We start from the raw sequence: 14,034 nt of genomic DNA, 5'->3' as shown, positions 1-14,034 counted from the left end.
AACCGGCATCGCACGCTCCCGTTGGCTGGTCTGGCTTGAGACTATGTCGCATGCAGCCGCGGCGAAGGCGTGCCCAAAGGTTGTCCGCCTGTCGGAGCCCGCTGCTGCCCGATCGCGTGGTTCGGCCATTATCCGATGGGCGGATGGCAGGCATGCCGTCCTGTGCATCACCAATGCAACCTGTTCCATCTGCAAACCCGGCTCCGGAAAACGAGATAGCAGCAATGGAAATTGCGATTGCCGCAGGGCAAGGTCGCCCCGCAACAAACGAATTCGCCGAAGGCTGGCGCGTACTGGTTGCCTCTTTGCTCGGCATCGGCTGCGGCCTCGCCGCCATTCCGTTCTACACCGTCGGCGTGTTTGCGCCCTATCTTGCCGACGAGTTCGGGTGGTCTTTCGGGCAAATCATGGCCGGACTTACGATCACAACGGTCGTGGTGATCGTTGCCGCCCCCGCTGCAGGCGTGCTGTGCGACAAATATGGCACCCGGCGCGTTGCGATCAGCTCGCTCGTCATGTTCGGACTTGCCTATATCTCGCTAGCGACGCTCGGCGATTCACTGATCAGGTTCTATGTCACCTGGGCGATCGTCGCCACGCTTGGCGCGGGCACTCTGCCAATTACATTCACCCGAACGGTGAACCAGTGGTTCGATCGTCATCGCGGCGTTGCGCTTGGCGTGGCGATGACCGGCACCGGCGTTTTCGGGGTTCTGTGCAAGCCTTTGCTGGCATGGGTCATCGGCAGCTACGGCTGGCGGGCAGGCTATGTGGCGCTGGGATTGCTCCCGCTGGCCTTGGCATTACCTGCCGTCTTGCTGCTGTTCCGCGAACCCGATTCCACATCGAGTCATCAATGCCCGAACACTTCCGAACGCCTTACCGGGATGACCAAGGGCGAGGCACTGCGGCAATGGCGGTTCTGGCTGATTGCTGTCGTGCTACTGCCAATCTCGTTTTCGCTGGCAGGAGCTGTTCCCAATCTCGAGCCGATACTGCTCGATCGCGGGATCGATCAGGCGACGATACTCACGCTGACACCGCTGGTTGGACTTACTGCCATTGCCGGGCGGATCGTGGGCGGCTGGCTGCTGGACAAATTCTGGGCCCCCGCAGTGGCTTTTGTCTTGCTCGGCGCGCCAGCCATATCTTGCGTCATCCTGGCCGGTGCACAGCTCGATCCGGGCATGGCGCGCTTTGCCATCCTGTTGCTCGGCTTTGCGCTGGGCATCGAATACGACGTCGTGGCTTATCTCACTTCGCGCTATTTCGGGATGAAGTCCTACTCGGCGATCTACAGCATTTTCTACGTCTGTTTCGCCACGGGTGCCGGCTTCGGCCCGCTGATCTTCGGGCTTATCCGCGACTGGTCGCAGGATTTCGCGCCCGCACTCCTGTCGGCAGCCGCTGCTCTCCCGATCTGCGCCGGCGCATTCCTGTTTCTGGGACGATATCCGCATTTGAAATAGGCCCGGTCGACGCTGGGTCCTGACCGCCATACGGACATACCGGCCAGTCAGGCAGCGTACGGCGCTTCCACGATGGCAGATTTGCAGGGCCCTACGGGCGCAGACAGAAAGTGGATAGGCAAGGAATGAGCATCATCGGCACGAAGATGGTTTGCGAAGGCAAGACCGCACAGCAGATCTTCGAGGAGGTCATGGCCAACCCGGCCCGCACCAAGTTCGGCTTCGGCGAGAAGCTGGCCATCGTCAATGTCGATTTCCAGAACGCCTACACCCGGATCGACCGCTACAAGACCGCCTACGAAACCGATCCGCGCCAGATCGAACACACCAACACCATCTCCCGCCTCGCCCGCGCCAAGGGCATGCCGGTGATCTGGACGCACGTCGCCTATGCCGAGGACGCCAGCGACGCAGGCGTCTGGGGCACGCGCACCAATACGCCCGACAGCCTGCAGAACATCAAGGTCGACTCTGATCGCCACGCCTTCGACGAGCGCTGCGAGATCGATCCGGCCGACATGATTTACACCAAGCGCATGCCCTCGGCCTTCTTCGAAACGCCGCTGCAGAGCCTGCTGGTGTGGCACAAGGTCGATACCGTGGTCGTCACCGGCGGCTCCACCTCGGGCTGCGTCCGCGCCACGGCGGTGGACAGCCTCAGCCGCGGCTATCGCACGATCGTGCCCATCGAGACCTGCGCCGACAAGCACGAGTCCTACCACTTCGCCAACCTCACCGACCTGCAATTGAAGTACGCCGATGTCGAACCGGTGCAGACCGTGATCGACTGGCTGGAGGCGCGCTGATGCGTGAAGGCGAAGCCGACCCCGGCCTCTACGACTTCTCGCCCTATCGCGGGCGAGAGGCCTTCTCATGGCCGGGCGAGAAGAAGGTCGCGGTCTGGGTCTCGCCCAACCTCGAATACTACGAGATCGATCCGCCCGCGAACCCGCACCGCAAGTCTTGGGGCCGCCCTCACCCGGACGTGGTCGGCTATGCCCACCGCGATCACGCCAACCGCGTCGGCCACTGGCGCATGGCCGAAGTGATGAGCAAGCACAGCTTCCCCGGCTCGGTCAGCCTCTCGGTCGCGCTGTGCCAGCACCACCCCGACGTCGTCGCCGATGCCAATGCGCGCGGCTGGGAGTTCTTCAGCCACGGCATCTACAACACCCGCTATTCCTACGGCATGGACGAGGCGCAGGAGCGCGCGATCATCGAGGATTCGATCCGCACCGTGCGCGAAGCGACGGGACAAACGATCCGCGGCTGGCTCGCCCCTGCGCTCACCCACACCCCGCGCACGCTTGACCTGATCGCCGAATACGGGCTCGATTATACCTGCGACCTCTATCACGATGATCAGCCGCAGCGGGTGAAGACCGCCAGCGGCGATCTTATCTCGATGCCCTACAGCCTCGAGGTGAACGACCACTACGGCTTCTTCATCTACAACATGAGCCCGCGCGAATACGCGCGCACGCTGATCCGCCAGTTCGAACGTCTGGCCGACGAGCCATCGGGCACGGTCATGTGCATCCCGCTCCATTCGTACCTGATCGGCCAGCCACACCGCATCGGCGCGTTCGAGGAAGTGCTGCGCCACATCGCCGCCGATGGCCGCGCCTGGATCACCCGCTCGGGCGATATCGCCGACGCATGGCGCGCCGCTCAAACGGGAGAAGCCGCATGAGCCTTGATCCCGCCTATCTCGCATACCCGCGCCGCCGCGCAGGCTACGATCACGATCTTTATGCCTATTCGGCCATGCCCACCCGCAAGCCGATCACCTGGCCCGGCGGCAAGGGCGTCGCGACGTGGATCGTAATCAGCCTCGAATGGTTCCCGATCACGCCCTCGGACACGCCCTTCCGCGCGCCGGGGCACATGCAGACGGCCTATCCGGACTACCGCCACTACACCGCCCGCGAATACGGCACGCGCATCGGCTTCTATCGCCTGCTCGATGCCTTTGCGAAGGCGGGCGTGCAGGTCTCGGTCGCTGCCAACGGCGCGATTGCGCAGCGCTACCCTTCGGTAATCCGCGACATCATCGCCGCTGGCCACGAAGTGATCGCCCACTCGACCGACATGAACGGCACGATCGCCTCGACCCTTCCGGTCGAAGCCGAACGCGCCCTGATCCGTGACAGCATCGCCGCCTTGGCTGACGTTGCCGGGGTGGCCCCGCGCGGCTGGCATTCCATCGCCCGCTCGCAGAGCTTTGCCACCACCGACCTGCTGGTCGAGGCCGGAATCGAATACTGCGTTGATTGGGCGAATGACGAAGTGCCGTGGGCCTTTGCCAATGGCCTCGTCAACCTGCCGCTCAACCACGAACTGTCCGATCGGCAGATCATCAACGTGCAGCAGCAGTCGGTCGACAGCTATGCCGAACAGATCCTCGACGCGCATGACTGGCTGGCCGGTGAAGCCGCGGTCGATGCTCCCGGCGGCGGCGGCAGGCTGCTGCCGCTGCACCTCACGCCCTACATCATCGGCCTGCCCTATCGCATGGACGCTTTCGAGCGCCTGCTGGCCGATCTCAAAGCCCGCCCCGCCACATGGTTTGCACGGGGCGCAGACATTCTCGATTCCTACAGGAGCCAGTCTTGAAAGCCTATCAACTCGGAGGCCAGACCGGCCTTGAATCGCTGACCCTTGCCGAGCGCGACATGCCCGTCGCCGGCCCCGGCGAAGCCGTGCTCAAGGTCAAGTACGTCTGCCTCAACAATCGTGACCTCCAGATCCTCGAAGGCCGTTATGGCCCGAAAAAGGCCGAAGACCGCATTCCCTTCTCCGAAGGCGTGGGCGAAGTCGTCGCGCTCGGCGAAGGCGCTGCCGGCATCGCCGTGGGTGACCGCGCGATCCTCGCCCACTTCGTCTCGTGGATCGATGGTCCGTTCGAGATGCGCTACTTCGGCGCAGATCTTGGCACCAATCTCGATGGCTGGATGGCCGAATATGTGAAGGTCCCCGCCGCCGCGCTGGTCAAGGTGCCTGACAGCCTGAGCGACGAAGCCGCCGCGCCCCTCGCCGCAGCCTCGCTCACCGCTTGGCATGCCGTCGTCGAAGTCGGTCAGGTCCACGCGGGCGATCTCGTCGTCGCGCTCGGCACCGGTGGCGTCGCCATGGCCGCGCTGCAGATCGCCAAGGCCAATGGCGCGTTCGTCGCGATCACCTCGTCCAGCGATGAAAAGCTGGAACAGGCCCGCAAGCTCGGCGCAGACTACACCGTGAACTATGCCACCCACCCCGATTGGGCCGCCGAACTGCAGCGCCAGACCGGCGGACGCGGCGCGGACATCGTCGTCGAAACCGGCGGCCAGCACACCCTGCCCCAGTCGATCAACGCCTGCGCGGTCAACGCTCGCATCGTCATCATCGGCGTGGGGTCTGCCGATGGCCCGCTGCCCAACTACGGCGGCATCATCGGCAAGAACATCACGCTCAAGGGCATTGCCGAAGGCAGCCGCGCCATGCTCGCCCGCATGGTCCGCGCGATGGAAGCCACCGGCTTTGCGCCCGTGGTCGACCGCGTGTTCAGCTTCGATGAAGCGCTCGAGGCATGCCGCTATCTCAAGTCAGCGGCACACCTCGGCAAAGTGCTGATAAAGGTGGGCTGACGCACCTCAGCGCTTCAACTCAATCAGCTCGTACCAGGTCTGCATGTAGCCGCCGACGCCGCCCTGGACAAAGATCGAGTCATCGTCGGCCGTCACCCACATGCGATAGGCGGGGTGCGCCTCACCGCCGATGGAGATCATGCTGGCGTCCTCGTCCGAGAATTCGAAGACGTGGCAGTCGAAGGTGCCGGCAGCGACCGTCACCGTCTCGTCGCCGACATAGGCAAGGTTGATGGCCGTGCGCGAAATCAGCGGCGGGGTGGCGCCGCGATGGTCGGGCGAAGGCAGGAAGCAGGGGAACTTGCGCTTGTGCGGGCCCTTGCTGCGATCCATCTTGCGGGTGATGTAGGCGTCAGCCACGATCGGGTGCGTGCCGAAGCCGTCGAACGGCGCATCGATCTGCACGGTCTGCGAAATGCGGCCGATGGACGGGCCATAGCTTTCGCACTCGACCGTGTCCTTGTTGATGATGAACAGGCCTGCGCCCATGAACTCGTCGCCGATCACCAGGCGGACGAAGCAGTCCATCGGGCGGTCGTTCTCATCAAGGCTGTAGACGATATCGCGGTGAACGGTCGGCGCCGGCTCGTCGATCTCGCAGCGGGCGCGCAGGGTGCGCTTGCCATCGCTGTGATGCGTCCAGGTGAACTCCTCGCGCCCGCGCTCTTCGCCTTCGCGGCCCGGTTTGCGCGATGTGTACTGGATCTTGCCGGAAATGGTCCGATGCTTTTGCAATGGAAGTCTCCCTTTGAATTGAGTGGCCCGGTCAGACCGGCGTGGCGATGCCGAGGAAGCAGGCGATCAGCACCACGACCCACAGCACCATCACGGTTGGCTGGGTGATGGCGATGACGCCCTTGATGGTGCGATCCCCCTCGGGCGTCGGGCCGTTCTCGCGCAGGGCAATGATCGCCGGGAACAGCGGCACCAGCTGGCGGCGGACCAGCAGGCCGATGGAAATGCACGTGGCGAGCGCCAGCAGCTTGAGCGAGATGAACAGCGGCAGCGTGATCGCCCCGGCCAGCCCGGCGACGCCGCTGCCGATCAGGCCCGCCAGCACGACATAGCGCACCGCGATGTCGACGCGCTTGTATCCCGCACCCGCAGGCCCATGCTTGAGGTGGACGGTCCACGCCAGGGCCAGCCAGGCAAGGCCGAGCACCCACACAAGGATGGCGGCAGAGCCAGGCACGTCGATCCAGCCCTTGGCCACGGCGAGGCCGAAACCGGTCGGGAAGGCAAGGATCAGCGTGGTGCGCGGCGCCATGTCGATGTTGTTGAGGATCTTCAGCGCCATCATGCGTTCGGGCACGGAACGGGCCGGATCGATCATGAAGCGCGAGCCGTAGAACGCGCCAAGATCGCCGCCGAGCCAGTAGATCGGGATCAGCAGGTGCAGCAGCGTCAGCAGGGAAAGGCCGGTATCCATCGGTTCAGGCCCTCTTGCCGAAGAAGCTGTCCATCGCGGCCTTGCGCGATGATCGGAAATCCGCCGCATCGAGGCGTGGCAGCTCTGCGAAGCTGCCGTCCTTCAGCAGCTTTTCCAGTGCGACGCTGGAATCATAGAGCGGGTCGTTGACGGCTGCCGTCACCAGAGTCGGGCATTGCAGCAGCGGCATCCGCTTGTCCGCAGGCCACTTGAACGCGGCGCGGTAATTGAGGTGGTAGGTGGTGGCCGCCTTCATCACTTCGGTGATCCAGGCGTGGAGATCAGTCGCGCTGCCAAGGCCGCCATCGCGCCGTCCGGCGCGGGTGCGGTTGTACCACGGAAAAAACATGTACTGATCGCGGCAGAACTGGAACAGGCGCATCAGGTAAGCGCCTTCAAGATCCGGTTCGAAGGGGAAGGCGTAGCGTGCGAGCACGTCGGCCAGCTCTTCGCCCTGCATCAGGCTCACGCCGTCGAGGACGAGCGCGGAGACGCGATCCGGCGCGAGGATGGCGAGTTCGGTGCCGATGGCCGCGCCGGTGTGCGAACCATAGACGCGCACTTTCTCAAGCCCGATGGCATCGATAAACGCCAGCGCCGCAGCGGCGAGTTCGGGAATGGTCGGCTCCTGATCGGACAGGGCATCGCTGTCACCATTTCCGGGCGTATCGGGGGCAAAGACGCGCGCTTCTCCGGCAAAGTCCTCGATAGTGCGGACCTGCTGGCGCGAGCTGCCGGGCGAGGCGTGGAGGATCAGCAGCGGCTCGCCACTGTCGCCAGCATGGCGATAGTGCATCTGCCCGTGCGGCACATCGACGAAACCGCGCTTGATCGGCGTTGCAGCCATCAGATCTCTCCGCCTTCGACGATCTCGAGCAGCGCGCCTTCCGGGGTAACCAGCACGCCGGTGCGTCGGCCGCCATAGACGGCGCCTTCGCGCGCGACCGGGGCGCTGGCCCAATGGCCTTCAAGCCGGTCAAAATCGGGATAGAGCATCGTGGTAATCGCCACGCCCGGCGGCAGTGCGCCTTTGTGGCGCGGGCGTTCGGTCGCCGCTTCGGGGTACTGATCGAGTTCGAGGAACACCTGGCCCGCACCCCTGGCGGTGGTCAGTTCGGTCTTGGCCGTGTCCGGCAGGCCGAACGCCTTTTCGATCATGGTATAACGGATCGCCACCGGATCAATCATCGGCAGGCCGAGCACGTCCTTCACCCATTGCGCCGTCTTGCGCAGATCCGGGCAGGCCAGGACCATGATGAACGGCCGGTCGACCAGCGATTTCGGTTCCGGCAGGCCAGTATCCGGCCCAGGCTGCAGGATTTGCGTCAGGTAAACGGTTTCAAGGTCGTCTCCGCGCACCTGCATGGGCTTGATCGTGGCAAATCCGTCAAGCGGGCGGGGCGGACCGATCACTTCGAACGGGCTTTCCTGCATTCTTGCATGGACCGCATCGACATCGTTCACACACAGCTCGATCGCGGCCCAGCCGTAGGTGCGTATCGGTGCATAGTCCGGAACTGGATCGCCTTCGACGAAGCGCAGGAAAACCTCCGCACCCGACGCCGGCTGCAATACGGCATAGCTTCGCCCGGCGCTTGCCGGGGCGCTCCATGCCTGCGCGAGGTCGGCGGGGACTGCGCCCTGCTCGACCGCGCGGTAGTCCATCCACCGCTCATATCGCGCCACGGCATCGGCAAGATCGGCAACGACATGGGTAGCGCATTTCAACAAGGTCATCGCAATTTCCTGAAACTGAACAATATTTTTGCCCGCATTGCGGTCAGGACAGGACGCCGCTGCGGATCAGCGCACCCAAGGCATCAGCTTCGCAGTCTAGCCCGGCGACGGCTTCCGCCAAGGCGTCATCGGCAGAGGCAAGCCCGGTGAACGACAGGCAAGCCCGGACCTTGGCCAAGTGCTGCGCAGGCGTGAGCGGCCATTCGGGAGAACCGAGTTGCGCTGTCACTGGCTGCGTCAGGTCTCGGCCCTCCACCGTTTTCACCCGCGCCAGCGCAGGCACGAAGGCGGCGAGGTCTGGATTGCCATCGGCGATCACCACGATCCGCTGTGCCAGTGCCAGCACCTGCGGATCATCCAGCGCCTCCCTGCCGAAATCCGCCAGCGTCACCGTGCCGCGCAGCAGTGTTACCGCCGCCAGATAGGGCAGGCACAGCCGCGCATAGCCGGGCTCCATTCCCTCGCGCGCTGTCCGCCCGACAAGACGGTGGATCAACGGCGGCGCATGATATTCAAGCCGTTCGAGCGCATCGACCGTCAGTCCTTGCTCATGGCATAGCTGCTGCACTGCCACGATACCGCCGTGACCTGCCCGGCCGGTCGGGAACGGCTTCCAGCTGACTTCGGTGATGCGATGCCCCGTGCCCAGCCGTGCCAGTGCAGGTGCCAAGACCTCGCGCAATTCCATTAATGGGAAGTACCCGAAGGGTCCGTCCAATGGCCGGGTGACACCCGGCATCCCGTAGTTTGAAAGGTCGACAGCGACGAGACTGCCGCGCGCCGCATTCGCCACTTGCACCGGCAGCGCGGGCTTGCCCTCAAGGTGAGCCTGCATTGTGCCCGAGGCAAACGCCAGCGCGTGGCCGAAGGCGGCGAGCGCCTTGTCCCGAGGCATCTCTCGCAGCGAGGCAATGGCCGCAACACAGCCGAAGATACCCGCCGTCGCGGGACGGAAGAATTTGAGCGCATCGGGCGCAGCAAGACCGAGCGTTACCGCCACATCCACTCCGGCGACGATGGCGGTCAGGAATCGTTCGCCGTCGACTGCATCGCCTCGCGCCGCCTCTGCCAGCAAGGCCGCAAGCACGGTCGCCATCGGGTGCAGCACGGCCGGTTCGTGGACGCAGTCGTATTCCTGCCCGTGGATCTGGAAGGCATTGACGAAGGCCGCCGATGGCGCGGGCAGGCGCAGGCCGGGACGACCGAGCACGCCTGCTACTTCGCCTGCGCCCCAGCCCTGCACCATCGCCAGCACCGCATCGGCATGCGCTGCATTGCGCCCCGCCACGCCGACGGCGAGCGAATCGTGCAGGAAGGTCCTGGCGCGGCTGCGCGTGGCTTCCGGCAGGTCTGCCCAGCGCAGCGACAGCGCATGATCGATCAGGATGTGCGCCGGATTTGCGAGCTCGGTCAGGGCGGCCCCGGCCCCATCGGTCTCGGTCATGTCAGTGCGGCTCCTCGCCGCCGGACACGTTCATGCTTTCACCCGTGATGTACGAGGCTTCTGTCGAGCACAGGAACGCCACGGCGTTGGCGGTATCCTCGGGCAGGCCGGGACGGCCAAGCGGAATGCGCGCCGCCATGTTCTTTAGGTACTGTTCGACGCTGATTCCCTGCACGGCGGCGAAGTGTTCGTTCTGCCACTTGCCAAGGCCGGTGGTCACATGGTTCGGGCAGACATTGTTGACGGTGATGCCGTGCGCGCCCAGCTCGATCGAGGCCGAGCGGACAAGCCCGACAAGGCCATGCTTTGAAGCCGTATAGGCCTGCGCATGCGGGAAGCCCGATTTCGCCGCCTGGCTGGCGATGTTGACAATGCGCCCGCCCTTCCTTTGCGCAATCATGATCTCTGCCGCAGCCTGCAGGCCGAACCATGCGCCGGTCAGGTTCACGTCGATCACTGCGCGCCAGTCGTCAGCCGAGACCTCACCCAGCGGCTTCATGATGTAACCGATGCCGGCGTTGTTCACCCAGATATCGAGCGAACCGTGCGCGGCGACAGCGTGAGCAGCCAGCGCGCGCACCTGATCGGGATCGCGCACGTCGCAGGAAAAGGTCGAGGCAGCGCCCGGCATCGATTCGGCCACTTCACGCATCTCCGCCTCGGCGCCGATCATCGCATCGGGCGTGGCCGAATCGCGCGATCCGCCGATGTCGGCGATGACCACGGTTGCGCCTTCTTCCGAAAGGCGGCGCGCTATCGCCTCGCCCAGGCCCTGTTTGCGGCCCGAACCTGTGATGACCGCAACCTTGCCTGCGAACTTCACGCCACCACCTCTTCGGTGGTGAGGAACGTGACTTCGACCATGTTGTTGAAGGCGGCGGCGACTTCGCCCATCGCGGCGGACGACACGTCCTTTTCGAACTGGGCCATGTCGGCGATATCAAGCACTTCGATATAGCCGAACGGCGGCTTGGCATCGCCGCCCATCACGCCGGTGGTGCGGAACACACGGAAGCTGGCGATCGATGGCAAGGCGTTGACTGTGGGCAGATCCGTGCTGCGCGCCCAAGCCAGATAGTCCTCTTCGGAGACGCCCGGCTTCAGGTTGAAAACGGCAAAAATGTGCATCGTCGTCCCTCGCTTTGTCGCCTGCCGGTCAAATCGGTGGATCGATCTGTTTCCCGGCATCCAGTGAATGCAGCCTGCGTAAGCAACCGAAGAGGAAGGCCGTGAGTTCTTCAGCAGATACCCCATCCAACCCCGTTGAATCCCCGGCGCCGAACGATCCTAGCGCGGGTTACGACGGTCCTCCCGATTTTCGCGTCATTGGTCGCCACGCGGTTTTCCCGCAGACCAACCATGATGAGATCGAGCGAATCAACTTCCTCGCCCAGATGAACCGGCACCTCGCCGCGCGCGTGGTTCCGGGGGTCAAGGCGGCGTTCGAGGCCCGCGTCGTTCCCGCGTTTGAGGCACAGCATGGCCGTCCGATGGCAGACCGGCACGAGGCGCGTCGCGCGCTGCTTGAAGACCCTGCCTTCCAGACGTGGTCGGCCCTGCGTCGCATGACGATGGAACAGCGCCAGCAGGCCGGGCGCTGGACCGCGCTGCGCCAGCGTGAGCGGCTGAACGCTGTGACGACAGAGCTGACCGAAGGCGATCCGCGCCTGTCGCTCGATCCTGCGCTGCCGATCCCGCGCTATGTCTCGGCGGTGGATCATCACTGCATGCCCGGCAGCTACCACACCGAATATTTCCCCGATGATGCGGTGAACGGCGCGAACTACGATCACGCCGGGTTCGTCACCACCGGGGGCTTGCTCGGCAAGTATTCCGATGGCGGCGGCCATGCCGTGGTCAAGTGGGTCAGGCGCAACCTGCCGGACTTCAAACCGAAGAAGATCCTCGAGATCGGCGGCACGGTCGGCCATTCCTCGCTGCCGCTGGCGCAGGCCTTTCCGGAAGCGGAGATGACCGTGGTCGATCTTGGCGCGCCGGTGCTGCGCTATGGCTTGGCCCGCGCCAAGTCGCTTGGCGTCGACAACATCAGCTTCGTCCAGGCCAGCGGCGAGGACCTGTCGATCTATCCGGACGCCAGCTTCGACTGGATCCAGACGACGATGTTCCTGCACGAGCTTTCGACCAAGGCCCTGCGCGCGATCTTTGCCGAGACGCGCCGGTTGCTGAAGCCCGGCGGCATCGTGCTGCATGTGGAGCAGCCGCAGTACGCCCCGAAATGCCGCTGTTCGAACAGGCGATGCGCGATTGGGACGCGTTCTACAACAACGAGCCGTTCTGGAGCCGGATGCACGAGATGGACCTCGACGCCGAGATGGTCGCCGCCGGGTTCGAGCGTGACAAGCTGATCCACGGCGGGGTGACCGGCGTGGTCGATCGCGAACTCTTCCCCGATGCGGAAGAGGATGACACCGAAGACTATGGCCGCAAGGCCGCATGGCATGTAATCGGAGCCGTGGCATGAGCTTTGCCGAAGCCCTCGCCGGAGCAGGCGCTAAGCCTGCGGGCAAGCGCCCCTACTTCCTCGAACCGCAGGTCGAGCGCGTCCTCGCCATCACCATGGCCATGGCGCAGGAATTGGCCGTGGCCCGCCAGCGCAGCGATACGCTGGAGCGCCTGCTGCTGGAAAAGGGCGTGCTGACGCCGGGCGAGATTGACGCCTTCGTGCCCGATCGCGCCGCGTCGGCCGAACGCCAGATGTGGAACCAGGAGTTCATCGCCCGCATCCTGCGCATCGTGCAGCAGGAAAACGAGGCGGTGATGTCGCCTGCCGAGGTCGCTTCGGGCGATGTCGGCGAAGAACTGGCGCGCGAGGCATGATTCCGGACTTCGAATACGTCATCCCGGTGCTGGTCATCGGCGGCGGCGCCTGCGGCTGTATCGCCGCGCTTTCGGCCCATCACGCCGGCGCGCAGGTGCTGCTGGTGGAACAGGACGAGCGCCCGATGGGCAGCACCGGCATGAGCCAGGGCCTGATCTGCGCCGCCGGAACGAAAGCGCAGGCCGCCCTTGGCATCGAGGACAGCGCGGACACCTATTTCGCCGACATCATGGCCAAGACCCAAGGCCTGACCGATCCCGTGCTGGCCCGCGCCATTGCCGACCACGCCGGGCCGACGGTCGATTGGATGGTCGAGACGCTCGACCTGCCATGGGAGCTCGATACCGGCTTCCGCCCCGCCTATGGCAATTCCACCTTCCGCGTCCATGGCTGGCGCGGGCATGGCGGGCAGGACATGGTCGACCTGCTCCACCGCAGGCTGGACGACGCCGGGGTGGACGTTCTGCTCGGCGCGAAGCTGGTTGCGGTGCACGCCGATGAAGACGGCCGCATCCACGGCGTCACGCTTGAACGACCGGATGGCGCGCAGGAGTTGGTTGGCTGCGAGACGCTGATCCTTGCCTGCGGGGGCTTTGCCGCGAACCACGCGATGATGGCGCAGCACATGCCCGACGTATCCCACGCGCGGAACAACGGCCATGAAGGCAGCCAGGGCACCGGCATTGTCGTTGGCGAAAAGCTGGGCGCGGCATTCGGCGACATGGGTGCCTATCAGGGCTACGCCATGCTTACGGAGCCGCAGGGCATTCCAGTGCCGCCGGGCGTGCCGGTCGAAGGTGGCATACTGGTGAACATCGCGGGCGAGCGCTTTACCAATGAGGTCGAGGACATTGCCGGGATGGTCCACCCGGTGCTCGCCCAGCCGGGTGAACATGTCTGGGTGGTGTTCGATGCGCGGATCGAAGCCAAGACCGACTACATCCCGAAATGCAGCAGCTGATCGCACTGAACGCCGCGCGCAAGGCCGAAACGCCCGAGGAACTGGCCCGATTGATCGGCGTGCCGGCTGAGGCCCTTGCCGCAACCCTTGCCGAGGCTCATGCGGCGCAGGCGAGCGGGGAGGCCGATGCGCAGGGCCGAATCTGGGGGTCGGACCTGCCTCCGGTTGCGCCGTACCGCGCGGTCAAGGTTGTCGGTGCCATCTTCCACACGCAAGGCGGGCTGCAGATCGACGGACAGGCCCGCGTCCTGCGCGCCGATGGCAGCGCCCTGCCCAACCTGTTCGCCGGTGGCGGTACGGCACGTTCGGTCTCCGGCCCGGCCCACTGGGGGTATCTGCCCGCCATGGGCCTTGCCACGGCTGTAACATTCGGTCGTCTCGCCGGTCTCAGTGCAGCAGCCCAGGCCCGGCAATTGACCGCAGCGTGAACAGTTTCCCCGCCTGTCGGACAGCAATCCGCAGTCCGGCAGTGCGGGCGCTGCTTTGACATATTCCATTAACAATTGATTCCGGCGCTGACAGCCTGCGT

At 64.8% G+C, this 14,034-nt stretch carries 17 protein-coding genes; 10 read left to right on the top strand and 7 right to left on the bottom strand.

Going from position 1 to position 14,034, the window contains the following annotated elements; all coding sequences use genetic code 11:
- Nucleotides 1–224 precede the first annotated feature (224 nt).
- The 5 genes from C7W88_RS19240 to C7W88_RS19220 all read left to right on the top strand — a co-directional run bounded on the left by C7W88_RS19240 (nucleotide 225) and on the right by C7W88_RS19220 (nucleotide 5,095).
- Nucleotides 225–1,469 carry an MFS transporter gene (locus tag C7W88_RS19240; RefSeq protein ID WP_162896264.1) on the top strand — a complete coding sequence of 415 codons (1,245 nt, stop codon included), beginning with the start codon at nucleotides 225–227 and terminating at the stop codon, nucleotides 1,467–1,469.
- Nucleotides 1,470–1,594: 125 nt separating this feature from the next.
- Complete coding sequence (locus C7W88_RS19235; RefSeq protein ID WP_118075159.1) at nucleotides 1,595–2,275, top strand: isochorismatase family protein; 681 nt, start codon at nucleotides 1,595–1,597, stop codon at nucleotides 2,273–2,275.
- On the top strand, nucleotides 2,275–3,162 hold the full coding sequence (locus C7W88_RS19230; RefSeq protein WP_118075158.1) for a polysaccharide deacetylase family protein: 888 nt from the start codon (nucleotides 2,275–2,277) through the stop codon (nucleotides 3,160–3,162). Before C7W88_RS19235 ends, C7W88_RS19230 begins: the two co-directional genes overlap by 1 nt.
- Nucleotides 3,159–4,085, top strand: a complete 927-nt coding sequence (locus C7W88_RS19225; protein WP_118075157.1) for a polysaccharide deacetylase family protein — start codon at nucleotides 3,159–3,161, stop codon at nucleotides 4,083–4,085. The genes C7W88_RS19230 and C7W88_RS19225 overlap by 4 nt, the downstream gene beginning before the upstream one ends.
- The gene (locus tag C7W88_RS19220; RefSeq protein ID WP_118075156.1) at nucleotides 4,082–5,095 is read left to right on the top strand and encodes an NAD(P)-dependent alcohol dehydrogenase; all 1,014 of its coding nucleotides are present in this window, start codon (nucleotides 4,082–4,084) and stop codon (nucleotides 5,093–5,095) included. Before C7W88_RS19225 ends, C7W88_RS19220 begins: the two co-directional genes overlap by 4 nt.
- A 6-nt stretch (nucleotides 5,096–5,101) precedes the next feature.
- Here C7W88_RS19220 and C7W88_RS19215 read toward each other — a convergent pair whose 3' ends face one another.
- From C7W88_RS19215 to C7W88_RS19185, 7 genes are read right to left on the bottom strand one after another with little or no spacing between them, the layout of a single operon-like run.
- Entirely contained in the window at nucleotides 5,102–5,830 is a 729-nt protein-coding gene (locus C7W88_RS19215; protein ID WP_118075155.1) for a hypothetical protein, read from the bottom strand.
- Between the two features lie 31 nt (nucleotides 5,831–5,861).
- A complete protein-coding gene (locus C7W88_RS19210; protein ID WP_118075154.1) occupies nucleotides 5,862–6,524 on the bottom strand; it encodes a hypothetical protein in 663 nt (220 codons plus the stop codon).
- A gap of 4 nt (nucleotides 6,525–6,528) precedes the next feature.
- On the bottom strand, nucleotides 6,529–7,371 hold the full coding sequence (locus C7W88_RS19205) for an alpha/beta fold hydrolase (RefSeq protein WP_118075153.1): 843 nt from the start codon (nucleotides 7,369–7,371) through the stop codon (nucleotides 6,529–6,531).
- Complete coding sequence (locus C7W88_RS19200) at nucleotides 7,371–8,261, bottom strand: VOC family protein (RefSeq protein ID WP_118075152.1); 891 nt, start codon at nucleotides 8,259–8,261, stop codon at nucleotides 7,371–7,373. The genes C7W88_RS19205 and C7W88_RS19200 overlap by 1 nt, the downstream gene beginning before the upstream one ends.
- Nucleotides 8,262–8,304: 43 nt before the next feature.
- Entirely contained in the window at nucleotides 8,305–9,705 is a 1,401-nt protein-coding gene (locus C7W88_RS19195) for an MmgE/PrpD family protein (RefSeq protein ID WP_118075151.1), read from the bottom strand.
- Between the two features lies 1 nt (nucleotide 9,706).
- Nucleotides 9,707–10,528 (bottom strand): SDR family NAD(P)-dependent oxidoreductase, encoded by an 822-nt coding sequence (locus C7W88_RS19190; protein ID WP_118075150.1) that lies wholly within the window; start codon nucleotides 10,526–10,528, stop codon nucleotides 9,707–9,709.
- Nucleotides 10,525–10,833: an REDY-like protein HapK gene (locus C7W88_RS19185; RefSeq protein WP_118075149.1), complete on the bottom strand. Its 309-nt coding sequence runs from the start codon at nucleotides 10,831–10,833 to the stop codon at nucleotides 10,525–10,527. Before C7W88_RS19185 ends, C7W88_RS19190 begins: the two co-directional genes overlap by 4 nt.
- Before the next feature lie 101 nt (nucleotides 10,834–10,934).
- Between C7W88_RS19185 and C7W88_RS19180 the strand changes: the two genes are divergently transcribed.
- The 5 genes from C7W88_RS19180 to C7W88_RS24055 are packed head-to-tail and all read left to right on the top strand — an operon-like array spanning nucleotide 10,935 to nucleotide 13,933.
- Entirely contained in the window at nucleotides 10,935–12,071 is a 1,137-nt protein-coding gene (locus tag C7W88_RS19180) for a class I SAM-dependent methyltransferase (protein WP_370073281.1), read from the top strand.
- Nucleotides 12,020–12,187 (top strand): hypothetical protein, encoded by a 168-nt coding sequence (locus tag C7W88_RS24935; RefSeq protein WP_370073280.1) that lies wholly within the window; start codon nucleotides 12,020–12,022, stop codon nucleotides 12,185–12,187. The genes C7W88_RS19180 and C7W88_RS24935 overlap by 52 nt, the downstream gene beginning before the upstream one ends.
- A complete protein-coding gene (locus tag C7W88_RS19175; RefSeq protein ID WP_118075148.1) occupies nucleotides 12,184–12,543 on the top strand; it encodes a hypothetical protein in 360 nt (119 codons plus the stop codon). Before C7W88_RS24935 ends, C7W88_RS19175 begins: the two co-directional genes overlap by 4 nt.
- Nucleotides 12,540–13,505 carry an FAD-dependent oxidoreductase gene (locus tag C7W88_RS19170; RefSeq protein ID WP_240345108.1) on the top strand — a complete coding sequence of 322 codons (966 nt, stop codon included), beginning with the start codon at nucleotides 12,540–12,542 and terminating at the stop codon, nucleotides 13,503–13,505. The genes C7W88_RS19175 and C7W88_RS19170 overlap by 4 nt, the downstream gene beginning before the upstream one ends.
- Entirely contained in the window at nucleotides 13,493–13,933 is a 441-nt protein-coding gene (locus C7W88_RS24055; protein ID WP_240345107.1) for an FAD-binding protein, read from the top strand. The genes C7W88_RS19170 and C7W88_RS24055 overlap by 13 nt, the downstream gene beginning before the upstream one ends.
- The last annotated feature ends 101 nt before the right edge of the window (nucleotides 13,934–14,034 follow it).

It is taken from the genome of Novosphingobium sp. THN1, assembly GCF_003454795.1.
Lineage (GTDB): Bacteria > Pseudomonadota > Alphaproteobacteria > Sphingomonadales > Sphingomonadaceae > Novosphingobium.
Note: the sequence above shows the minus strand (reverse complement) of the source record. Positions and strands in the feature narration are given on the sequence as shown.